Below are 21,908 nucleotides of genomic sequence, written 5' to 3' on the forward strand. Positions count from 1 at the left end.
ATTATGTGCATTTAAAATGTGCATAACTATATTTCACATAATTTATTGCATCACTATTTCTTCTTGCGCGTCTTATTATTCGTCTTATTCGAGTTAAAAGGCTGATCCGAGCTAAAACGAGTCAGTGCTTTTTGTGGGCGTTTAGTGTTTTTGGCCTTGGCTTTGTTTACTGAACTGCGTTCAAAATCCTTCAGGGCTTTGCCTTTTAATTCGTTCTTGCTTTCTGGTGGTACTAAATGTTTAGGGCCATTGCCGATCAGGTGGGCTTTACCCATATTTTTGAGGGCTTCGCGTAACATTGGCCAGTTAGCTGGGTCGTGGTAACGCAGGAAAGCTCTGTGTAGGCGGCGGTGGCGTTCACCTTTAACAACGTTAACCGTTTCGCTGTTGCGGGTGATTTTGTGTATCGGGTTTCTTTCCGAATGGTACATGGTGGTGGCGTTGGCCATGGGAGACGGATAAAAGTTTTGCACCTGATCCAGCTTGAAGTTGTTTTCTTTCAGCCATAGCGCCAGGTTGAGCATATCAATGTCTCGTGTTCCCGGATGGGCAGAAATAAAGTAAGGGATCAGGTACTGTTCTTTGCCCGCTTCTTTTGAAAATTTGTCGAAGAGTTCTTTAAATCTGTGATAGGTGCCCATACCGGGTTTCATCATCTTGCTTAAGGGGCTTTCCTCGGTATGTTCTGGTGCAATCTTTAAATAACCGCCAACGTGGTGAGTGACGAGTTCTTTGACGTAATTCGGGTCTTCGATGGCAAGGTCGTAGCGCACACCTGAGGCGATGAGCACTTTCTTGATGCCCTTTACATCGCGTACTTTGCGGTAGAGTTCTACCGTTGGCGTTTGGTCTGTGTCCATATGTCCGCAGATATCTGGCCATACGCAAGATAGTCTGCGGCAGGTCTGTTCTGCTTTGGCGCTTTTACATCTGAGTTTGTACATATTGGCTGTAGGCCCGCCGAGGTCGGAAATGACGCCGGTGAAGCCGGGGACTTTGTCGCGGATCTGTTCTACTTCTCGCACAATGGATTCTTCGGAGCGGCTTTGAATAATGCGGCCTTCATGTTCGGTAATAGAACAAAAAGTACAGCCACCAAAACAGCCTCGCATGATGTTCACGGAAGTTTTTATCATGTCGTAAGCTGGGATTTTGGCTTTGCCATAGCTGGGGTGCGGTACACGGGCATAAGGCAAATCAAATACCGCATCCATCTCTTCGGTTTCTAGTGGAAAAGCGGGTGGATTGATCCAGATGATACGATCGCCATGTCGTTGTACCAAGGCTCTGGCACATCCTGGGTTGGTTTCCTGATGCAGAATACGTGAGGCATGAGCGTAGTGCTTTTTTTCATCCCGCACGACTTCGAATGCGGGTAGCTTCACATAGGTTTTATCCCAGGGCTTGCGCCTTGTTGCTTTGGGATTATAGGGCTGAACGCTAATGACTTGTGGTTCGTTACTGTCCGTAGCAGAATCATTTTGAGTTGCACCATTTTGTGTTGAACAGGTCTCTTCCCACTCTTGATAAGGGCTTGGAATGGGGTCGATTTTGCCGATTTTATCAATGCTGGTTGAGTCTACGCCCAGCCACTCAGCGAGTGGTTGCTTGAGAATAACGGCTGTGCCACGAACATCCTGAATGTCTTTTATGTCTTCGCCATTAGCAAGGCGGTGTGCCACTTCCAGAAGTGGTCTTTCAGAGTTACCGAACATTAACATGTCGGCCTTGGAGTCGAATAATACTGAACGGCGCACTTTATCCGACCAATAATCATAATGGGCAATACGCCTTAAACTGGCTTCAATACCACCAATGATGACTGGCTTTTTGTAAGCTTCTTTGCAGCGCTGAGTGTAGACAGTTACTGCTCTGTCGGGGCGTTTTCCGTGAACATTACCGGGGGTGTAGGCATCGTCATGACGCAACTTACGATCAGCCGTGTAGTGGTTGATCATGGAGTCCATATTGCCCGCCGTGACACCAAAAAATAGCGTTGGTTCACCAAGCGCCATAAAGGCGTCTTTGGATGTCCAGTCAGGCTGGGCGATAATACCGACTCTATAACCTTGGGCTTCTAATGTACGCCCGATGACTGCCATACCAAAGCTGGGGTGATCCACATAAGCGTCACCAGTCACCAGAATAATGTCGCAACTATCCCAACCCAGCGTATCCATTTCGGCTCGGGACATGGGTAAAAATGGCGCAGGATCAAAACAGGATGCCCAATACTTCGGAAAAGAAAACAGACCCCTCTCCGCCTTCATGCGGGGAGTTTCTTTTTTCCTGTTTTGTTGGTTATGCATTTGTTGCCCTTTTAAACCCATAAATCTCGCGCCATTAATGTTCTAATCAAAAAGAAAAGCGCGCTAGTTTAGCAAACAATTGATTGTTAGCCGAGGTTCTGGTTTACATATATTTAGTGTCGATAGGTTAAAGTATTGGGGAGCGTTTCTTGAGTATTACAGGTTTCTAGAAAACCGATATGTGGTAATGCCTGAGTTCAAGCCACTATAAACCTTTTGATAATTCAGTATGTTGGACGATGGAATAATACCAGAGACAAAGGCTTGGAATTAAACCCAAGCCTTTATTGTGTGTGATTTATTTAAAAGGCATTTCCGCTGTTAACGGGAATAAGAGTATTAAAGTAGGTGCTATTCTTTTTGAAAGTATGTTCGGCTATTACAGAAACAATTGGGCCTGGATCAACAAGACATTGATCTGCGTACCAGGTTAGCTCGGCTGTGTATGTACTGGTAGTATTTTCAACTCTTACTACCCCAATATTCTCAGGTCTTAGGAAGCCGTAACCAGAACCGCTTGAGTCTGCAACAGGGTTGTTACTGGTAGAAAAGTTTCCAGATAGTAGTTGGTTGCTTGGTACAAAGGGCTGAGCGTTGGCATTATAAAATTTGATTTTAAAGTTTAAGTTGATATCACTCATATTTCTTAATGTGAGTTGTAGATCATTCTCTGAAGCCCAAGCCCCTGATATAGAAGGGAGACGAACCGTATTTTTTGACCCTTGCCCATTGACACCGTTAGGTAAGTCATAGCATTCCACTTCAGCCGAGGCTTGGCTGGCAAGAAGTAATGTTGATAGCAATAGTAAAGATGATCTGATCATTTTATTTTCCTGTTTTTACTGAAGAATGTCCTAAATAAAGCTCATTAAAAAAGACCATAGATAAATGCGGATTTTGTAAAAACGAAATTTATTTGGGTGATTGAACTTGTAATCCCTAGCCTTATTAATAATAAACTCATCCTAACCCTATGAGCTATTTGTAGTGGTCTAATAATCCCGGACACCAATTTAGGTGGTATTCTTACCACTCAATAGAAAGGTGTCTAATGTCAAAACAACGTCGAACTTTTACTCAAGAATTTAAATTGGAAGCAGCAAGCCTTGTTCTTGATCAGGGTTATTCAATTCCAGAAGCTTGCCGAGCTCTGGATGTTGGTGAAACGGCGATGCGTCGCTGGGTTGAGCAATTGAAAAAAGAACGAGGTGGGTTTACTCCAGAAAACAAGGCTCTGTCTGCTGAACATAGAAAGATCCAGGAGCTTGAAGCACGAATTAACCGCCTGGAAAGAGAGAAATCCATATTAAAAAAGGCTACGGCTCTCTTAATGTCAGACGAATGGAGCAATACGCGCTGATTGACCAATTAAGAGAGCATGAAAGCATTGAGGTACTTTGCGACGCATTTAGCGTACCGCGCTCAAGTTATTACGATTACCGTGAGCGAGACAAGTCAATTAAACGTGATGAGTTGGTGTTAAGAGCAATGCTCCATGAATTTTTCAATCTTAGTCGCCAGTCTGCCGGGAGTCGCACATTAGTCGCCATGCTAAACGGAAATGGCATCGTCATCGGCAGGTTTAAAGTCCGCCGTATTATGCAAGATATGGCGTTGGTCAGTACCCAGCCTGGAAGCCACTCATATAAAGTAGCATTGGTTGAGAGGCCGGATATTCCGAACCTGTTGGCTCGTGAATTTAATGTTGAAGAGCCGGATCGGGTGTGGTGCGGCGATATTACTTACATCTGGTCTGGCAATAAATGGATATATCTTGCCGTCATTCTGGATTTATATGCTCGCAGAGTGGTTGGTTGGGCGTTATCTGAACATCCTGATACCGCATTGGTTATTAAAGCCCTGGACAGAGCTTACGAGCAAAGAGGTAGGCCGAAGAATGTCTTGTTTCATTCAGATCAAGGGAGTCAATATGGTGCACTTAAATTTCGTCAAAGGCTGTGGCGCTATCGTATGAAACAAAGCATGAGCCGGCGAGGGAATTGTTGGGATAACAGCCCAATGGAACGTGTGTTTAGAAGTTTGAAAACGGAATGGATACCATCAACTGGCTATCAGTCATATCTGCAAGCAGAGCGAGACATTAGCTACTACCTGATGGACTACTATAACCATCAGCGACCACATAGTCACAATGGGATGATTGCACCAGCATTAGCTGAAGAAAAACTTAATTTACTGTCCGGGAATAGTTGACCACTACAATTGAGTATTTTGATAGCTCGCGAGGTTGACACCTAAGATACCCTCTTTTTTGTTTTTGTGAACCTTTATCCCGGGTTTATTTGTATGAATAGCCACCTTTTTATTTACTCTACAAAATAAAATATATTGACATTGTATTAATATGTTCTACATTGTAGTTATTGTTTTTTGCTGTGGAATGTAATGTGGTAGATAAAGATAAATACCTTGGTGAATTTGAACAGTTCCTGTTGCTTTCAATATTGAAATTGGGTGACAACGCTTATGGCAGCACTATAAGGCAAATACTTGCAGAAACAATTCAAAGAGACGTAACGATAGGGGCGCTTTACACCACTCTTGAGAGAATGGAAAAAAAAGGTTTATTGGAAAGTCGTATGGGGGAAGTTACGCCTGAACGGGGTGGCAGAGCAAAGAAGTATTTCAAGGTGACAGCCAGTGGATTACGAGCGTTGAAGCGATCTAAACGCGCTTTGTTGTCAATGTGGGAAAACGTGGCGCTTATGCAAAGGGGAAGTTCAATATGAAGGAAGTGACAAGGAGCACTCGACAACCACCTCGATTAGCAAGTCGGTTTCTTGAGTGGGCGTTGCCCGATTATTTGGTTGAGCCTGTGTTGGGGGATTTATCGGAGGAGTATTTTCAACGATTAACAAGCCAGGATGAAGGCACAAAAGGTGCTCATGCTGCATTGTGGTATTGGCGCCAAGCAATTAAATCAGGATGTTATTTTTTATTTCAGACTCAAAGGGGATTGTTGATGTTCATTTTTAGCGTGCTGTTATTTTTGGGATTTATGTATTTAGCAATGTTTTTATCGGGTGGCGTTGATCTCTTCATCAATGTACCTTCCTTTTTGGTGGTGTTTCCGGCAGCTATAGCCTTTACTTACGGGGCGACTTCAGTGCAGTCAGTGAGTAAGGCTTTTTCTATATTACTTAGTGGCAGTACATTGGAGGATGCTCAAACCTACAGACAATCAAAACGAGTATTTGGGATTTTGGGTAACTCAGCCATGTTAATCGGCTTTTTCATGACTCTCTTGGGCTGGGTGGCGATGGCTGCCAGTGTACAAGATATTAAAATATTAGGGCTGTCTTTAGCTGTGTCGTTATTGGCCTTGCTCTATGCGCTGGGCTTAAAAGTCTTGTGTTTTGTGGCAGAACATAAGATCCAATCATTATCTGAGGAATAGTATTTTCAACAGGACTTAAAATTGTACGGGCAGATCTCATAGCGATTAGCTCGTATAGGGATCGGCATCCCCTTTGTCTCTGCCTTTTAAATACCGTACAATCCGCCTTCTTTTCTGGCTCTATGCTGGAATGAATTTAACCAACAACGTAGTTCTTTAAGTACCTTGATGATTGATAGAAGATTTTCCGTTGCCCCCATGTTGGATTGGACCGACCGTCATTGTCGTTATTTTTTGCGGCTAATGTCTCGAAATGCGTTGCTATACACCGAGATGGTAACGACCGGAGCGATCATTCATGGCAAAGGTGATTTTCTTGGTTATAACCAGGAAGAACATCCTGTAGCGCTGCAATTGGGGGGCTCTGAGCCAGAGCTCATGGCGGAGTGTGCCGTGCGTGCCCAAGAGTACGGATATGACGAAGTTAACATCAATGTAGGCTGCCCATCTGATCGGGTTCAGAACGGTAGTTTTGGTGCGTGCTTAATGGCTGAGCCTGAAACGGTTGCCGCTTGCGTTAAGGCTATGCAGGATAAGGTGTCGATTCCGGTGACGGTGAAGTGCCGCATTGGCATTGATGACATGGATGATTACAAGGATTTAACACGTTTTGTACAGATTGTGGCAGATGCGGGGTGTGAGACGTTTATTGTTCATGCCCGTAAAGCCTGGCTGCAAGGTTTGTCACCGAAGCAAAATCGTGAAATACCGCCGTTAATGTATGACCGCGTTTACCACCTCAAACAAGAATTCCCTCATTTGCATATTTCAATTAACGGTGGCGTAAAAACTCTCGGTGAAGTGGAAGAGCATTTGCAGCATGTGGATGGTGTGATGGTAGGGCGTGAAGTGTATGCCAACCCTTATATCATGGCTGACGTCGACAAGCGTATTTATGCTGATGATGTTGTTGCACCAGATCGTGAGGCTGTTGTTCGTATGATGATGCCTTATATTGATCGCCACATTGAAAAGGGTGGTCGTGCATGGCACGTGTTACGCCATATGATTGGGATCTTTCAAGGGCAACCTGCCGGGCGAGTTTGGCGTCGATTTTTGAGTGAAAATGCGGTTAAACCCGATACCGACTCAAGTATTGTTGAAGCCGCTTTGGATGCTATGGCGCAGACAAAACGTCACATTGCTGATCTTGAAGAAAGAAGATTACAGGGCTTTTAATCAGCACATTCGTACTAGCTTGTCTGACCAATCAATTACGCATTGTTCGCCGCTAAGCAACATGCGTATACTGAGATCGTCTGCAATTATTCTGCAATCGTAGCGCAGCCAGGAGTACGGTATGAGTTCAAATGAAGCATCTAAAACAACTGAAACAACAGAGCCTGAAAGCGCGGTTTCTGAGTCGGTTGTTGAATATGAGGAGCCTTCTTTAACTTCCGAAGCTCCAGTTATCAGTGTCAGCGCAGCTGAAAGCACGGATAACCTGCAAGATGAGGCTGCTGTCTTAGATTCCTCAAAACTTCACTTTAGCATGCCTATGCTGGTATCCCTGGCGCTTATTGTTACGGCCATGATCCATTGGAATAGCTAGTTTTATTTTTAACCCGGATTGTACTTTTCCATCTTTAACACTTGCTGTTTTAATTGATTAAAACGCTCGCTGGTACGCCAAGGCATTTGGCTTTCTCGAATATCGAAACCATAAGCCGATGGACTGGTGACAATAATTGGCGGAGACTGAATTCGCTTGTATACATTGCGTTGAATATTTCGAGCAAACCATTCTAAGTCCTCAACAAAACTGGCGGGCTCATCAACTCCCCAACGTTGTATCAAAGCGGTACTTATTCCCAGATTTTCTTCCATGCTGCCTTGTAAGTACCACTGCATTACGTCTTCACAACTGGTTTTGGCAAAGCTGGTGAATTTTTCCAGCAGTGCACAATGATAACCAAACTTCATTGGGTCGAGCTGGGCTTCACGAAGCTCTGCACTTGGGGCGATATCACCTTCTCCAAACTCGAACAGTTCATTCGGCAGTAATGAATGGGGAATAACTTCGTCCTGATAAATATGCTCGTTCATAAAGCGAGCCATCTCAAAGACTTCAGCTTTGGTTAGGTCGCCAATGGGGGCTATAACTCCACCCACATCGCCATATAACGTAGCGTACCCCAACGCAGTTTCTAACTTATTGCCATTGTTGGTGAAAAAACGTCCGTAACGTCCTGCGAGGTTCGACAGAATAGATGTTCCGCGAATTTTGGCCTGGATATTTTCATCAGAAAGTTTGCGCATCCATTCTGGCGATGGTAAGGCTTCATCCAGTTTGGTGAAAACATCCATTTGAGCGTCGGTGAGCTCTTGAATGGGAATTTGCAGATGCTTGATACCCAGTTTATCGGCGATGTGTTTAGCGACGTTTTGAGTTGCAGAAGAGTTATATTTGGTGGGCATATTCAATGCCCAAACGTTATCTTGTCCAAAAGCTTGTTCTATCAAGCAAACCACTAACGCGCTGTCGATTCCGCCGCTCACGCCAATAACGAATTTGGGATCGTCTTCAAATCCCAGCATGTCTTTGATATAGCGCAGGCCACTTTGAATGGCTTGGTACTTCTGTTCTATTTTGCCTGGTTCTGAGCGAACAGCTTTTTGCTGAGGTAGCTGTTCGTGTTCGACAAACATGAGATCAGGCGCAAAGCTTTTCTGGCTGCATTGAACAGGCATCCCTTGGGCGTTATATACAGTTGTACCGCCATCGAAGGTAATAATGTTCTTGCCATTGTTTTGCGGGCCGACATTATTGACGTAATAGAAAGGTACGAATTGATCAACGTCCTGAGCCAGGAATTCAATGCGACGGTCGCGTGCGTCATGTTTCTGGTTTGTCCAGGGGGAAGCGGAAATGTTAATGAGCAGTTCGGCTCCGTTATTGATCAGATAACGGCTCATATTCAGTGCCTTGCCATCTTTACGATAATCTTTGCACCATAAGTCTTCGCACACCTGAAAACCTATTTTGACTTGCTTGCCATTGTGTTCCAGCAATAGAGGCTGTGCTAAATCCTCAATACTAACGCCCATATCCAGAGCCACATCGTTTAGAGAAAAGAAATAGCGTTGATCATCAAAAAAGCGGTAATTCGGTAACAGTGTTTTGGGTTGAATGCCATCTGGTAAGTATTGAGAGTGCTTGGCTCGTTTTACCCATTGCTGATTTTGTACCACGCAGACTGCGTTATACATTCGGACTCGACCGTCTTTATTCGGATGATGGGCTGAGTCATTGAGGCGCGTATTGATTTGCTTATCCAGCACTATGTTGCCGTAGGCAATGGCAATGCCGTCACTGGCTTCTCGCATGACTTCGTTATAGCCATGCATTTCTTCCACAAAAGATGGCACTAGCCACATATCTGAGAGCATGTAACCTGAAATACAAAGCTCAGGCAGGATCAGTAAATCCACATTGTTCTGTTTTGCTTGAGCAATTGTGTCTTTGATAGTGGCTAGATTCTTTTCAGGGCTGCCAGGAATGACCTGCATTTGGCTTAGTGCGATTTTCATGAATAACCGGAATGTAAGGTGAGTAATTCAGACTCTTTGTGTTGGCGTTATTGTGCGAGCTAACGGTTTTAATGTCCAGAACTGGCGATTTGCTCAGTCGTTTCTATTTGATGTGGTTAATTTGACCAATGTATTGGTTATTTTAACCAGTTAGTGGTTTTGATATCTGGCATGATATTTATTCGTAAAAATAGAAATGATGAAAATCCCTTAAAAAACAATGAAATAAAAAGAAAATTCAAGTTGGCACAATCATCGCTACAACTATCGTACAAAGTCTAGCGACTTAATAAACGAAACACAGTCAAAATTGAAAATGGAGAAAGTCATGTTGTCTAAAGTTAATGTTGCCGCCGCGATGATTGCTGTATCTGCTCTGGGCGTATCAAGTTCTGCAAATGCCGCTGAAGTGTCGCTGCAATATGTGGTTGATACTGTTGTGAGCCGTGCTGTCAGCGCGACGGCTAACGAAGTCTCTCAAAATGTTTATAACGCAATAGCTAATACCGCTTACAGCTTTGGCTTAGAAGCTGAAACTTATGAAACCAAGGTTCTGATTTCTAAAGTTGAAAAAGCGCAAGAAGAGAAACAAAAAACAGCAGAATAATTAAGGAACCCCTATGGTAGAGCCAATTGAAGTATTTAGCTTACTCATCTCACCATGTTTAGCGTATTTGGCTGGTGTAGTTGTTTTCTGGGGTGTTGAACAATACCGAAAACAATCCAGCCCCTTTTTCAAAAGTGAACTAAAAGGCGGACAATCATCCTGATTTGTCGGCCTTTTTCTCATTCTTGCTTTTTCTTCTTCTCTATAAAGCTCCCTGTCTTTATTATTGCCAAGTCTTAAATTCTATTTCTCATCAAATTAGCTGTTGTCCCGGTTTTTAAGTTTCTGTGCTTAATCCTGAATTCCTACGGTTTGCCTGGTGTCCCTGACTCAGGAGAGGTAACAGTAGTATTCTTCTCTATTTTCCTTTTATCTTTTTCTTTTTTGCATGTTGGTCATATTAACCATATCGTTAGTTAATATGACCACTATCTGGTTTTTACTTTCCTTTGATTTTTATCTTTATCTCCAGAAAATAAAATAAAATCCTTATAAAACAATATTTTAAATGTTTGGCATGGCGTTTGATAATACATTAGGGCAATAGATGCAATTACGTTGAAAGTTAAACCACGTAGAAGGAGATGCCTAAATGGGTATGTTTTCAAGATTCAGTGATATTGTTCAAGCGAACATCAATGCCATGCTGGACAAAGCGGAAGATCCGCAAAAGATGTTGGCTCTGATTGTGTCAGAAATGGAAGGTGCTTTGGGCGATCTGCGCAGCATTGCTGCAAAGTATCTGGCAGAGCAAAAAAGTTTGCAGCGTAAAGTGAATGAGTTGGAAAAGAAATCCGCTTATTGGCAGCAAAATGCTGAGTTGGCAATGAGCAAAGGTCGTGAAGACCTGGCTAAATCAGCCTTAATTGAAAAGCAGTCTTTGCAGAATGAATTGACCTCTGCTCAGGAAGCGGCTGAAGAGTTAAATACTCAGTTGCAACAGCTTAGAGATGATGCTGACAGATTGAGTGAAAAGTTGGCGGAAGCTAAAGCAAAACAAAAATCTATGCAGATGCGTTATCACACAGCACAAGCAAGATTGAACGTTAAAGTGGTTTCGCAAAGTGACAAGATTGAAGAGGTAATGTCGCGTTTTGACCATTACCAGCACCGAATTGATGATTTGGAAGCAAAGGTTGATGCTTACGATATCGGCAGACAGGGCAAGTCGTTACGTCAGGAATTTATCGACATGGAACAGGAAGAAAAGTTAAACGAGGAACTGGAAGCCTTAAGAAAGAAAGTGGCGTAAGTGCCACTACTTTCTCAAATGATGCGGATTCTTTTATTCATGATTAGTCCGCACATTTTGAGTCAGGCAATACTTCATTAAAACTGGGAGAAAGTGATGAAAAACTATTATGACGTCAACCGTATTTATAAAGATTCTATGCGCAAAAAGCTGTCTGGAGTGTGTGCTGGCTGCGCTAGATATTTCGGCATGGAAACCTGGGTTGTTCGATTGATCACCATTATGGCTTTCATGTTGTTACCGGTACCTGTTGCCATTGCTTATGTTATGGCAGCGATATTGTTACCGACACGATAAAACTGATTTTTACCGGGAGAAAGACGCATGTTTAGGATGTTTATGGCAATCATATTGGCTTTGGTGTTGGTGTACACCTTTGGGCAGATTGCAGAAGAAATGATGGATTTTGCTATTACCGTTGATGGTGAGGTGCTAAGCCCGGTAATTGGATTTATTGTGATGGCAGTGGTTGCCGTGATTTTGGTTGGCGTTGGCTTCTTTGTCACAGTTAGTGTTTTTGGAGTGATTGTCCTGGCTGTTGGAGCTGCCTTAATAGGGATTGTTGTTGCGGGCGTATCCATGTTTTGGCCTGTATTGTTAATTCTATTGTTTGTGTATTTGGTTAGTCGGAGCAAGGAAAATACAGCTCATTAAAAAGGCATGGAGGCAAGGATAGGGATGCAAGATGTTCAGGGATGAAATCAGGGAAATGTCATGGGGATGTTATGGCGTGGACATTGGCAAGGATGCTGAAAAGGATGGGGTAGGAGCCCGGTGCAGGGACGCAGGAACGGAATCGGATAGGGAATTGGCAACATTCAGTAAAGGATTAAGGTTGCCATTCCCCCTATTATTGCTGAATAATCTCGCCAAACAATTCAGGAATATATCTTATGCATAAATGGCAGTCTCTTTTGTTCTCAGCGATTTTTTCTCTATCAGCTTCCTTATTTACTAGTGTTGTTCATGCGGCGGTTACTGTTGAAAACCCGCAAGTTAGACTTTTACCTCCGGGTGTACCCAACTCTTCAGCCTATTTTGTCTTGAAAAATGATGGCGATAAGATGAAAGAGTTGATTGGCGCTGAATCTCCCTTGGTTAATAAAGTAGAAATACACAATCATGTTATGGCTGACGGTGTTATGAGAATGGAAAAACAAGACAAGCTTGTGGTTAAAGCGGGTGCAAGCGTTGTTTTTCAGCCAGGTGGCTATCATTTAATGCTATTTGGTATTAAATCACCGTTTAAAGAAAATCAATCAGTGCCAATTACACTACAATTTGCTGATGGTGAGCAGATTAACATTGACGCTGTAGTGAGTGCTGAAATTGCTCAGACGCAGCAACATCACCACCATCACAATCATTAATTAAATAGGAAACATCATGAAACAGTGGTTAGAGAAAAAGTGGATAGTTGCTCCGATTATTGGCGTGGTGTTATTGCTTTGGGGCTTGGCAATTTATTGGAGTAGCGAACCGGACATTTTCGAAGTGCGCAAAATAGCAGGAAATTCCGCTGTAGGCGCAACCATGACTAAAACACTGATCGACGTTGGTGAAACCTTGTTGGATAAGCCAGGCGGCTATTTGTCTAATGATGTAATGCCACCCACTGTGTTTTTGGATAACATGCCCAGTTGGGAATTTGGTGTGCTGGAAATGACACGGGACTTGGCATTGGCTATGCGCAAAGACTTTAGCCGCTCGCAATCTCAATCTGTGGAAAATAAGGATTTGGTTGTAGCCCAGCCCAAGTTCAATATCGATCATCGTAGTTGGTTGCTGCCTTCTGCCGAGTCGCAATATCGTGATGGGCTAAATGCAATGCAACATTATTTAACAGCCTTAAATAATCCTGAGCAAAGCAATGCGCAGTTCTTCACAAGAGCGGATAATTTACGTGATTGGCTAAAACAGGTTGAAAAGCGTTTGGGAAGTTTGTCTCAACGTTTGAGTGCCAGTGTTGGTCAAGATCGTTTGAATACTGATTTGGCTGGCGATCCTGCTGCTCGTCAATCCACACCTGGTGCTGGTGAGCTACATATAAAAACCAGCTGGTGGCAGTTAGACAACAACTTTTATGAAGCGCGTGGTGCTTGTTGGGCATTGTTGCATTTCTTTAAAGCAGTGGAAGTGGATTTTGCTGATGTGTTAGAGAAAAAGAACGCACTTGTGAGCTTGCAACAAATTATTCGTGAATTAGAAGCGACACAGCAAACGGTGTGGAGCCCCATGATCTTAAACGGCGGTGGTTTTGGTTTTGTGGCAAATCATTCGTTAGTTATGGCGAACTATGTGTCCAGAGCAAACGCTGCTCTTATCGACCTTTCTGAATTATTAGCACAAGGCTAAATTCGTTTTTTGTTGTTTCAAATCAAGAGCCTTAAGTATTCGCTTAAGGCTCGGTTCAATTTACTCTCTGCTATCCTTGCATTTCTGATTAATCCTCTTAGTATGTTTGGTAAAAATATTTCAGTACAGTTTGTTATAACAACACGCTCTCCTAAGCACATAAAGTAATAAAAAATTAAGATTAATTCTTTCAAGTTATGAAACGGAACGGCTAATCTGTGGTCGTTCTTAACAAAGGTTAGCATCATCAATGTCAAGTCCTACTAATAATGCGGTTGCGCCTACGGCGGTTTTAAGCGAGGCACAATGGCAACAGCTAAACCAGGCAGCTTCAAGTCTGGACGGTTCCCAATTAATTTGGGCAAGCGGATATTTATATGGTTTGGCTCAGCAGTCGGGTGCCTCAGGTGCTCAAGTTGCAGCGCCAGTTTCTCAGTCGTCTACAAGCCAATCGCTGACAATTTTGTACGGGTCGCAGACCGGTAATGCGAAAGGTGTAGCTGAAAAGTATAAGCAAGCAGCAGAGGCCGCAGGCTTTTCTGCCAATGTTTATAACATGGCGGACTATAAGCCTAAAAACCTGAAGGGCGAAACTCACTTGCTTATCGTGGTTAGCACTCATGGTGAAGGCGATGCGCCCGATGATGCTGTGCAGTTACACGAGTTTGTGGGAAGCAAGAAAGCACCGAAACTGGATGGCTTAAAATATGCGGTTATCGCACTTGGCGATACCAGTTATGAATTCTTCTGCCAAACCGGAAAAGATTTCGATACCAGATTGTCTGCTTTAGGTGCTAAACCTTTGGCAGAGCGTTTGGATTGTGATGTTGATTATGAAGATGTAATTCCTGCCTGGACGGAATCTCTGACAGAGAAGCTGAAAGAAGAGCTTAAGTCTGGAGGTTCTCAAGTGGTTGCTATGCCGGGCGTTAGCTTGGCTGGTACAACTCAGCCTGCTGAATCTCAATACAATAAAGCTAACCCCTTTACTGCGACTTTATCAGCGTCGGCAAAAATTACTGGGCGGGATTCGGTTAAAGACATCCGTCACATTGAGATTTCACTGGAAGATTCGGGTATTCAGTATCAACCCGGTGACGCTCTGGGCGTGTGGTTCATCAATGATGAGAAAATTGTTGATGACATCATCAAACTGACCGGAAATGAAGCTGACACCAAAGTTGAAACTCGCGCAGGTGAGTTAACACTGAAAGAAGCTTTGCTAGAAAAGCTTGAGTTAACCATGAGTTATCCTGGCTTTGTGACCGCTTATGCGCCATTTGTAAAAAATGCTGAGTTAGATGCCTTGGTTGATGATAAGGCTAAGCTGAGAGAGTATCTGGAAGAGCGTCAAATCGTTGATGTGATCCGTGAATACCCTGCGCAAGTACCCGCACAAGATTTAGTGAAAGCGATGCGTCCTTTAACACCTCGCTTGTATTCTATCGCATCAAGTCAGGCTGAAGTTGAAGACGAAGTTCATTTGACTGTCGCGCTGGTGGAATATGAAAAATTCGGACATCTTCATCAAGGCGGTGCCTCTGGCTATTTGAGCAAGCGTCTTGAGGAAGGTCAGGAAGTGAAAGTGTATGTTGAATCAAACAACAACTTCCGCTTGCCAGCCGATCCTAATACGCCAGTTATCATGGTTGGCCCAGGTACCGGTATTGCTCCGTTCCGTTCCTTCTTACAGCAAAGAGAAGCGGAAGAGGCTGAAGGCCAAAACTGGTTGTTCTTTGGTAACCCGAGCTTTACCCAAGATTTCCTGTATCAGGTAGAAATTCAAAAATATGTGAAAGACGGCGTTTTGAATAAAGTCTCTTTGGCATTCTCTCGTGATCAGGAAGAAAAGATTTATGTTCAGCATCGTATGCTAGAAAACGGTGCAGAATTGTATAAATGGTTAGAACAAGGTGCGCATTTCTATGTTTGTGGCGATGCGAACCGTATGGCTAAAGATGTGAATGACGCATTGGTAAGCATTGTGCAACAGCACGGCAATAAGAGTCAGGCTGAAGCAGAGCAGTATGTGAATGACCTGCGCAGAGCAAAACGTTACCAGAAGGACGTGTACTAATGAGTGTTGGTAATAATAAAGGCGATAAATTAGCTGATAACGAACGTCTTAAAGACGAAAGTAATTATCTGCGCGGTACGATTGAACAAGATCTGAAAGATGATCTTACCGGCGGCTTTACTGCTGATAACTTCCAGTTGATTCGATTCCACGGAATGTATCAACAGGACGACAGAGATATTCGTCCAGAGCGCGCCAAACAGAAATTGGAACCGCTACATAATGTGATGCTTCGTGCCCGCTTACCGGGCGGTATCATCACGCCAGAGCAATGGCTAGCGATTGATAAGTTCGCGGAAGAAAACACCATTTATGGCAGCATTCGTTTGACCACACGTCAAACGTTTCAATTCCACGGTGTATTGAAGCCCAAGATCAAGCATATGCATCAAATGCTGAACAAGGTTGGCATTGATTCCATTGCCACTGCGGGCGACGTAAACCGAAACGTATTATGTACGGCTAATCCCAATCAGTCATATTTGCATCAAGAGGCTTATGAGTGGGCGAAAAAGATTAGTGAACACTTACTTCCAAAGACAAAAGCCTATGCCGAGATTTGGTTGGATGGTGAGAAAGTTGAATCGACTGAAGAGCCAATTTTAGGCAAGACCTACTTGCCTAGAAAGTTTAAAACGACAGTTGTGATCCCGCCACAAAACGACGTGGATTTGCACGCTAACGACTTGAACTTCGTTGCCATTGAAGAAGATGGCAAGCTGGTTGGCTTTAACGTGTTAGTGGGTGGTGGCTTGGCCATGACTCATGGTGATAAGAACACTTATCCACGTAAAGCTGATGACTTTGGCTTCATTGACAAGAAAGACACATTGGCTGTTGCCGAGGCTGTTATTACTACTCAACGTGATTGGGGTAACCGCTGCAACCGTAAAAATGCCAAAACCAAATACACCCTTGAAGCTGTTGGTGTAGAGGCCTTCAAAGGTGAAGTGGAAAAACGTGCTGGCGTGAAATTCCAGGACAGCCGTCCTTATGAATTCACTGGTCGTGGTGACCGTATTGGTTGGGTTGAAGGTGTTGATGGTAAACATCATTTAACACTCTTCATCGAAAACGGTCGTATTCTTGATTATCCCGGTCGTACCTTGAAAACGGGTTGTGCCGAGATTGCCAAAGTTCACACTGGCGATTTTAGAATGACAGCGAATCAGAACCTGATTATCGCGGGTGTTGATGCGAAAGATAAAGACCACATTGAAAGCCTGGCTCGCGAGCATGGTTTGATCCGTCCTGATGTTTCACCACAGCGTATTGCATCAATGGCGTGTGTGTCGTTGCCTACTTGCCCTTTAGCGATGGCTGAAGCTGAACGTTATTTGCCAAGTGCGGTTGATCGTTTGGAAGCGTTGCTAGACAAACATGATATGACCGGTGAAGAAATTGTATTCCGTATTACTGGCTGCCCCAATGGTTGCGGACGCGCCATGTTGGCCGAAGTGGGCTTGGTGGGTAAAGGCCCTGGCAAGTACAACTTGCACCTTGGTGGCGACTTATACGGTACGCGTATTCCACGTATGTATCGTGAAAATATCAGCGAAGATGAGATCTTCGAGATACTTGATGAATTGATTGGTCGTTGGAGCAAAGAGCGTGAAGAAGGCGAAGCCTTTGGTAACTTCTTGATCCGCGCTGAAATCGTTCGACCTGTCGTGAACTCCGCGGAGGACTTCTATGAGTGATCTTGTGGTTGACAATGTAACTTCTAACGTTGGATCAAGACTCACCCAAGAGTTGCTTGATAAGGGCCAGTTGGATGAGATTAATCAACGATTAGAGGCTATGTCTGCCCAGGAAAGAGTGGCTTGGGCAATGGAAAATTTGCCTGAGAACATCATGTTGTCTTCAAGCTTTGGTATCCAGGCTGCAGTCATGCTGCACCTGGTCACCGAACAGGCTCCCAATATTCCGGTGGTGTTTACTGACACTGGATATCTATTTCCCGAAACTTATCAATTTGCCGATGAGCTAACTGAGCGTTTGAAACTGAATTTGAAGATTTATCGTTCAGATATCAGCCCTGCATGGCAAGAAGCGCGCTTTGGTAAATTGTGGGAAAATGGTGAAGATGGCATCACTCAATACAACAAAATGAATAAAGTTGTTCCGATGCAACAAGCTCAGGAAGAGTTAGGGATAAAAAGCTGGTTTGCTGGATTGCGTCGTACTCAGTCTGATACTCGTCAGAACTTGTCCGTTTTACAGCAATTACCCAATGGTAAGTTCAAGATCTATCCTGTTTTAGATTGGACAAACAAAGATGTCCATTATTATCTGAAAGAACATGACTTGCCATATCATCCGCTTTGGGAGCAAGGTTATGTATCCGTTGGAGATTGGCACACCAGTCGTCCATTGGAACCGGGAATGACTGAACAGGAAACTCGCTTCTTTGGTCTCAAGCGTGAATGTGGCTTACATGAATTTGGTGATGGTATTTAAACTGTTTTTGGCTGCTGAGCTTCTTTATGCAACAAAGGTCAGCGGCTTATAAATACCACTAATTCACTTCAAAACCACCTTGCAGAGTATACTTCAAAGCCTGTAGATATTGGCTGTTGGGGATACTGCTTACTAATTTCGAGAGTTCCGCGCCAGTCGCTGTGAATTTGTAGTAATTCAGCATGATGCCGCTTTTTTTCGGTGCCAAATAATAGGTTTCAGCGCCACATTTCCATTCACTGCGCTTGCTGGGATCTAGCTCTCCGCTTTCGATTTCACTGTTAAATATCAAACCTGCATCCATCAGGGTTAATAAGTTGGGATAGGTTAAACCGTATTCAGCAAGATTCAGTTGCTGGCCTTTGGATAATCCAAGAAATGTCATTAAATTGGGTTTTTGATAATAGCCATAGAGGATTTTCGGGCTATTTTCGCCTTTCATTCTTGATGTAAGACTTACCGCATTTTGAAATATTTTCGCGTCACGCTGAGTGAGTTGCTTCAGAGTCTGCAATGTACGAAGCGAAAACGTACCGGGTTTACTGACTTCAACCGCAAATATCTTGCCCCATATTTCTTGCATCGTTGTTGAAAAGATATTTTCGGCTAAATCGACAAAGCTAAAAAACCAATCCAGATCTACTTGTTCATCTGAGCTTTGTTCGGGAGAGAACTCTAGTGCCTTTTCAAGAATTCGCTCCAGATTGGAAAGTTTACGTGACTGTTGAACCTGCTTACGTCGCGCTAGCTTCTTATTGGTATCTTCATCCAGTTTAGAAAACTTGGAAGTAGTGACACCTGCCTGATGAAATAAACGGGTAATTCTGACCGCAGCAGCTTCCCGTTCCTGAGCTGAATTTGAGTGTTGAGGCTCTGTTTGGGGTTGGCTTACGGATTTGCTCGACCGTTTACCTGTTGTGGCAACGGACGTTTGGGGTAAAGTAGATTTAATCGGGCCAATATCTGTCATGCTACGCTACTTTTACTCTGTTACTTTGACTCTGCTAAGTTTCCTCTAGAGCTACCCTTGTTCCTTACGAATTATCAGACCGGGAGTGATGGCTTAATATTGCACAATCAACTTTCGACCTAAGGAGAGAGAACCATAAATAACACTATATTCCGTGGGTGAAAATGAAAAGTTGGATTTTGTTTATTTGCTCACTAAATTGTAGCAACGCATCAGAAACTACACCTTTGTCAGAGCTAAAATACGTAACCTTGCTTAAATATTGAACTTTTTAATGCGTGAGTCTCAGCTTAAATTGCAATATTGTTGTATAAAGTGATCTAATTTGACGGTGATTGCATTAATCGTTTAAGGTGCATTAACTAGCCGAAAAATTTAACTAAGTTCTGGTAAAGTGTGGCTATTATCCATATCGTTGAATTTGTATATCCGGATCGGGTAATAATTTTTCGACATTTTTTCAAATTTTTACAACTATATTTAATGCAATGTTCTTTTTGCTGCATTATTCTAGTCAATCTCATTGCTGTTTTGGATAATAGATGAGGCTGTTTCCTTTTATCCTGAATAAGATAAGGTTTGAAGTATTACAGGCTAATTTCACTGCAATTGAAGTGGTGAGTTGTGTTTAGTAATTAAGGCGTAAGTGAATAACTAGATGTGCCCAACCGACTACGAAAATGACGAACTGATCTTCATGGATGAGGAGGATACCTCTCACGAAGAACTTGAGCCTGTAACCGGCTCATGGCAAGTGCTGGTTGTTGATGACGATTCTGAAATCCATTCGGTTACTAAGCTCGCTTTATCTGATTTGGTTCTGAATGGTAAAAAATTATCATTTCATCATGCCTATTCTGGCGCTCAAGCATTGGAATTTCTACGCGAACACGGTGAAGATATTGCCATCATCTTATTAGACGTTGTCATGGAGTCTGATGACGCAGGATTGCAAGTCGCCAAAAAAATGCGTGAAGAGCTGAAACTGGAAGAGCCTCGTATCATTTTGCGTACTGGGCAGCCCGGTTATGCGCCAGAAGAAAGTGTCATTAAAGAATATGACATTAACGACTACAAAACCAAAACAGAACTTACTCGTAGTAAATTAGTCACCACCATTATTGCTTCTTTACGTTCTTATCAACAGATTCTGACTATTAATGAGAATCGCAAAGGTTTGCAGAAGGTTATCAATTCTTCCTCCACTCTGTTAGAAGAACATTCCATCAAAGGTTTTTGTGAAGGTGTTATCAATCAGATTAGTCAACTGATTAATGAGGATGTGCAAGGTTTTGTTTGTTCTCGAGCTGGCGCTATTTTGGATGTTGATAACAACGATGTTTATATTCTTGGTGCTGTTGGGCGTTATCAAAACTTCATTCATAGCCAATTGAAACTGATTGAAGAACCTGGTGCTATTTCGCTTGCACAAGAATGCTTAAAGCAGCGACAACACATTTTTCAAACCAATGATACTGCATTTTTTATGGATAGCTCAGGTTATGAAGCTGCTATCTATATTACCGCTGGTGAAAACATCAGTGATGTACAACGTCAGCTGCTAGAAGTCTTCTTTTCCAGCGTATCTGTTGGCTATGAAAACGTTAATTTATTCCATCAACTACGTAATGCTGCATTTAGAGACTGGTTGACCAAGCTGCCTAATCGTACAGAATTTATCAATATGCTTGATAGATTGCGTTCCGACGGCATGGATTTAGATACGGTTGCTCTCGTTGATATTAGCCATTTCTCTGATATTAATGATGGGTTGGGGCAAGAAGCGGGTAACTTGTTGCTTATTGCTGTTGCAGAACGTTTGACGAGTGAATTCGCTGGCGGTGCCAAGCTGGCTCGCATTGGTGCTGATGTGTACGGTATTATCGGCACAGAAGAATTAGTGACGGTTGAGAATATTAATCGTATTTTCTCTGCCCCTTTTAAAGCGGGTGATCACAATCTTCCTATTAATGTTTCGATTGGCATATGCCGCTTGTTAGAGCATGCCAGTGGTTTGAATGTACTTAAACAAACCAATATTGCGCTTAACCGAGCCAAGAAGAGTTTGACCTGTAACTATGAGTTCTACGCGCCTGAGATGGAAGAGAAAACCACATGGCGATTAGAAATGATTCGTAAGTTACGGAATGATTTTGGTGAGCGCCGCTTACAGGTTTGGTATCAGCCACAAGTTGACTTGATGAGTGAGAAAGTCGTTGGTATGGAAGCGTTGCTGCGTTGGCCTACATCCGATGGTGGATTTATCTCTCCTGCTGTATTTGTTCCATTAGCTGAATATTCTGGTTTAATCATCGATATCGGTGAATGGGTGTTGGAAGAAGCTTGTGGCAAGCTACGTAGCTTGAATGGCATTGGCTTTGAAGATATTCGCTTATCGGTGAACATTTCCATGCCTCAATTCCGTGATCCTAACTTTTTGAACTGCATCAAGAATGTCATTGAGAAAGAGAATATCTCAGCTGGTAATTTAGAGCTTGAGATCACTGAAAGTGTTGTAATGGATGAGCCGCAAATCGTTGTAGAGGCTTTACGTGCTTTGAAATCCAGTGGTGTACAGGTAGCTATTGATGACTTTGGTACGGGTTTCTCTTCTATGAGTTACCTACAGCAATTACCGTTGGATCGTTTGAAAGTTGATCGTGCTTTCGTAAATGAAGTAGAACCCGGTAAGCCTGCATTTATCGCTGAAACCATTATTACGCTTGGACAGAAGTTAGGCTTGAAGACCATTGCTGAAGGCGTGGAGAAACGAGAGCAGGCCAGTTATATGCTGAAAATTGGCTGTGATGAAGCGCAAGGTTATCTCTATGCCAAACCAATGCCTTACGACCAACTGGTTGAGTTTTTAACTCAATATAAGCCTTCTGTTACACATTAATATGATCTGCGAGAATTGGCTCGCAGATTG

Annotated in this window: 19 protein-coding genes; 15 read left to right on the forward strand and 4 right to left on the reverse strand. The window is 43.2% G+C overall.

Annotated features, from left to right (window positions below; translation table 11 throughout):
• Positions 1–53 precede the first annotated feature (53 nt).
• The gene (locus KIH87_RS02915; RefSeq protein ID WP_408635784.1) at positions 54–2,309 is read right to left on the reverse strand and encodes a YgiQ family radical SAM protein; all 2,256 of its coding nucleotides are present in this window, start codon (positions 2,307–2,309) and stop codon (positions 54–56) included.
• Positions 2,310–2,611: 302 nt separating this feature from the next.
• A complete protein-coding gene (locus tag KIH87_RS02920; protein WP_232360046.1) occupies positions 2,612–3,133 on the reverse strand; it encodes a hypothetical protein in 522 nt (173 codons plus the stop codon).
• A 227-nt stretch (positions 3,134–3,360) separates the two neighbouring features.
• On the opposite strand from KIH87_RS02920, the gene KIH87_RS02925 reads away from it, so the two are divergent.
• The 5 genes from KIH87_RS02925 to KIH87_RS02945 all read left to right on the forward strand — a co-directional run bounded on the left by KIH87_RS02925 (position 3,361) and on the right by KIH87_RS02945 (position 7,279).
• A protein-coding gene (locus KIH87_RS02925) for an IS3 family transposase (protein ID WP_232360047.1) occupies positions 3,361–4,523 on the forward strand; the annotation gives its coding sequence in 2 pieces (ribosomal slippage) (positions 3,361–3,616 and positions 3,616–4,523; 1,164 coding nt in all).
• Between the two features lie 194 nt (positions 4,524–4,717).
• Complete coding sequence (locus tag KIH87_RS02930) at positions 4,718–5,059, forward strand: PadR family transcriptional regulator (RefSeq protein WP_232360048.1); 342 nt, start codon at positions 4,718–4,720, stop codon at positions 5,057–5,059.
• Entirely contained in the window at positions 5,056–5,727 is a 672-nt protein-coding gene (locus KIH87_RS02935; protein WP_232360049.1) for a permease prefix domain 2-containing transporter, read from the forward strand. The genes KIH87_RS02930 and KIH87_RS02935 overlap by 4 nt, the downstream gene beginning before the upstream one ends.
• Positions 5,728–5,895: 168 nt before the next feature.
• Positions 5,896–6,906 carry a tRNA dihydrouridine(20/20a) synthase DusA gene (gene dusA, locus KIH87_RS02940; RefSeq protein WP_232360050.1) on the forward strand — a complete coding sequence of 337 codons (1,011 nt, stop codon included), beginning with the start codon at positions 5,896–5,898 and terminating at the stop codon, positions 6,904–6,906.
• A 121-nt stretch (positions 6,907–7,027) separates the two neighbouring features.
• Complete coding sequence (locus KIH87_RS02945) at positions 7,028–7,279, forward strand: hypothetical protein (RefSeq protein WP_232360051.1); 252 nt, start codon at positions 7,028–7,030, stop codon at positions 7,277–7,279.
• Between the two features lie 8 nt (positions 7,280–7,287).
• On the opposite strand, the gene nadE is transcribed toward KIH87_RS02945, so the two are convergent.
• Positions 7,288–9,258, reverse strand: coding sequence for an NAD(+) synthase (gene nadE, locus KIH87_RS02950; RefSeq protein WP_232360052.1), 1,971 nt, complete (start codon positions 9,256–9,258; stop codon positions 7,288–7,290).
• Positions 9,259–9,586: 328 nt separating this feature from the next.
• Here nadE and KIH87_RS02955 point away from each other — a divergent pair, with 328 nt between their 5' ends.
• The 9 genes from KIH87_RS02955 (at position 9,587) to KIH87_RS02995 (ending at position 18,009) form a co-directional block, all read left to right on the forward strand.
• A complete protein-coding gene (locus KIH87_RS02955; RefSeq protein WP_232360053.1) occupies positions 9,587–9,865 on the forward strand; it encodes a hypothetical protein in 279 nt (92 codons plus the stop codon).
• 592 nt (positions 9,866–10,457) lie between these two features.
• Positions 10,458–11,117 (forward strand): phage shock protein PspA, encoded by a 660-nt coding sequence (gene pspA / locus KIH87_RS02960; RefSeq protein ID WP_232360054.1) that lies wholly within the window; start codon positions 10,458–10,460, stop codon positions 11,115–11,117.
• Positions 11,118–11,213: 96 nt separating this feature from the next.
• Complete coding sequence (locus tag KIH87_RS02965; RefSeq protein ID WP_232360055.1) at positions 11,214–11,414, forward strand: PspC domain-containing protein; 201 nt, start codon at positions 11,214–11,216, stop codon at positions 11,412–11,414.
• A 27-nt stretch (positions 11,415–11,441) separates the two neighbouring features.
• Positions 11,442–11,771, forward strand: coding sequence for a hypothetical protein (locus KIH87_RS02970; RefSeq protein WP_232360056.1), 330 nt, complete (start codon positions 11,442–11,444; stop codon positions 11,769–11,771).
• Between the two features lie 239 nt (positions 11,772–12,010).
• On the forward strand, positions 12,011–12,487 hold the full coding sequence (locus KIH87_RS02975; RefSeq protein WP_232360057.1) for a copper chaperone PCu(A)C: 477 nt from the start codon (positions 12,011–12,013) through the stop codon (positions 12,485–12,487).
• Between the two features lie 16 nt (positions 12,488–12,503).
• Positions 12,504–13,472 (forward strand): DUF2333 family protein, encoded by a 969-nt coding sequence (locus tag KIH87_RS02980; protein WP_232360058.1) that lies wholly within the window; start codon positions 12,504–12,506, stop codon positions 13,470–13,472.
• 250 nt (positions 13,473–13,722) lie between these two features.
• Positions 13,723–15,549, forward strand: a complete 1,827-nt coding sequence (locus tag KIH87_RS02985; protein WP_232360059.1) for an assimilatory sulfite reductase (NADPH) flavoprotein subunit — start codon at positions 13,723–13,725, stop codon at positions 15,547–15,549.
• Positions 15,549–17,249 (forward strand): assimilatory sulfite reductase (NADPH) hemoprotein subunit, encoded by a 1,701-nt coding sequence (cysI, locus tag KIH87_RS02990; RefSeq protein WP_232360060.1) that lies wholly within the window; start codon positions 15,549–15,551, stop codon positions 17,247–17,249. Before KIH87_RS02985 ends, cysI begins: the two co-directional genes overlap by 1 nt.
• Positions 17,242–18,009, forward strand: a complete 768-nt coding sequence (locus KIH87_RS02995; RefSeq protein WP_232360061.1) for a phosphoadenylyl-sulfate reductase — start codon at positions 17,242–17,244, stop codon at positions 18,007–18,009. The genes cysI and KIH87_RS02995 overlap by 8 nt, the downstream gene beginning before the upstream one ends.
• A gap of 58 nt (positions 18,010–18,067) precedes the next feature.
• Here the strand turns inward: KIH87_RS02995 and KIH87_RS03000 are convergent, their stop codons facing one another.
• On the reverse strand, positions 18,068–18,979 hold the full coding sequence (locus KIH87_RS03000) for a TIGR03899 family protein (protein WP_232360062.1): 912 nt from the start codon (positions 18,977–18,979) through the stop codon (positions 18,068–18,070).
• 658 nt (positions 18,980–19,637) lie between these two features.
• Here KIH87_RS03000 and KIH87_RS03005 point away from each other — a divergent pair.
• Positions 19,638–21,878, forward strand: a complete 2,241-nt coding sequence (locus KIH87_RS03005) for a bifunctional diguanylate cyclase/phosphodiesterase (protein ID WP_232360063.1) — start codon at positions 19,638–19,640, stop codon at positions 21,876–21,878.
• Positions 21,879–21,908: the final 30 nt, after the last annotated feature.

It is taken from the genome of Paraneptunicella aestuarii (assembly GCF_019900845.1).
In the GTDB taxonomy this organism is placed as follows: Bacteria; Pseudomonadota; Gammaproteobacteria; order Enterobacterales; family Alteromonadaceae; genus Paraneptunicella; species Paraneptunicella aestuarii.

Coding starts and splice junctions, on each gene's coding strand:
- KIH87_RS02915 (WP_408635784.1), bottom strand. CDS start 2,309: ATGCATAACCAACAAAACAGGAAAAAAGAAACTCCCCGCATGAAGGCG.
- KIH87_RS02920 (WP_232360046.1), bottom strand. CDS start 3,133: ATGATCAGATCATCTTTACTATTGCTATCAACATTACTTCTTGCCAGC.
- KIH87_RS02935 (WP_232360049.1), top strand. CDS start 5,056: ATGAAGGAAGTGACAAGGAGCACTCGACAACCACCTCGATTAGCAAGT.
- dusA (WP_232360050.1), top strand. CDS start 5,896: ATGATTGATAGAAGATTTTCCGTTGCCCCCATGTTGGATTGGACCGAC.
- KIH87_RS02945 (WP_232360051.1), top strand. CDS start 7,028: ATGAGTTCAAATGAAGCATCTAAAACAACTGAAACAACAGAGCCTGAA.
- nadE (WP_232360052.1), bottom strand. CDS start 9,258: ATGAAAATCGCACTAAGCCAAATGCAGGTCATTCCTGGCAGCCCTGAA.
- KIH87_RS02955 (WP_232360053.1), top strand. CDS start 9,587: ATGTTGTCTAAAGTTAATGTTGCCGCCGCGATGATTGCTGTATCTGCT.
- pspA (WP_232360054.1), top strand. CDS start 10,458: ATGGGTATGTTTTCAAGATTCAGTGATATTGTTCAAGCGAACATCAAT.
- KIH87_RS02965 (WP_232360055.1), top strand. CDS start 11,214: ATGAAAAACTATTATGACGTCAACCGTATTTATAAAGATTCTATGCGC.
- KIH87_RS02970 (WP_232360056.1), top strand. CDS start 11,442: ATGTTTAGGATGTTTATGGCAATCATATTGGCTTTGGTGTTGGTGTAC.
- KIH87_RS02975 (WP_232360057.1), top strand. CDS start 12,011: ATGCATAAATGGCAGTCTCTTTTGTTCTCAGCGATTTTTTCTCTATCA.
- KIH87_RS02980 (WP_232360058.1), top strand. CDS start 12,504: ATGAAACAGTGGTTAGAGAAAAAGTGGATAGTTGCTCCGATTATTGGC.
- KIH87_RS02985 (WP_232360059.1), top strand. CDS start 13,723: ATGTCAAGTCCTACTAATAATGCGGTTGCGCCTACGGCGGTTTTAAGC.
- cysI (WP_232360060.1), top strand. CDS start 15,549: ATGAGTGTTGGTAATAATAAAGGCGATAAATTAGCTGATAACGAACGT.
- KIH87_RS02995 (WP_232360061.1), top strand. CDS start 17,242: ATGAGTGATCTTGTGGTTGACAATGTAACTTCTAACGTTGGATCAAGA.
- KIH87_RS03000 (WP_232360062.1), bottom strand. CDS start 18,979: ATGACAGATATTGGCCCGATTAAATCTACTTTACCCCAAACGTCCGTT.
- KIH87_RS03005 (WP_232360063.1), top strand. CDS start 19,638: ATGTGCCCAACCGACTACGAAAATGACGAACTGATCTTCATGGATGAG.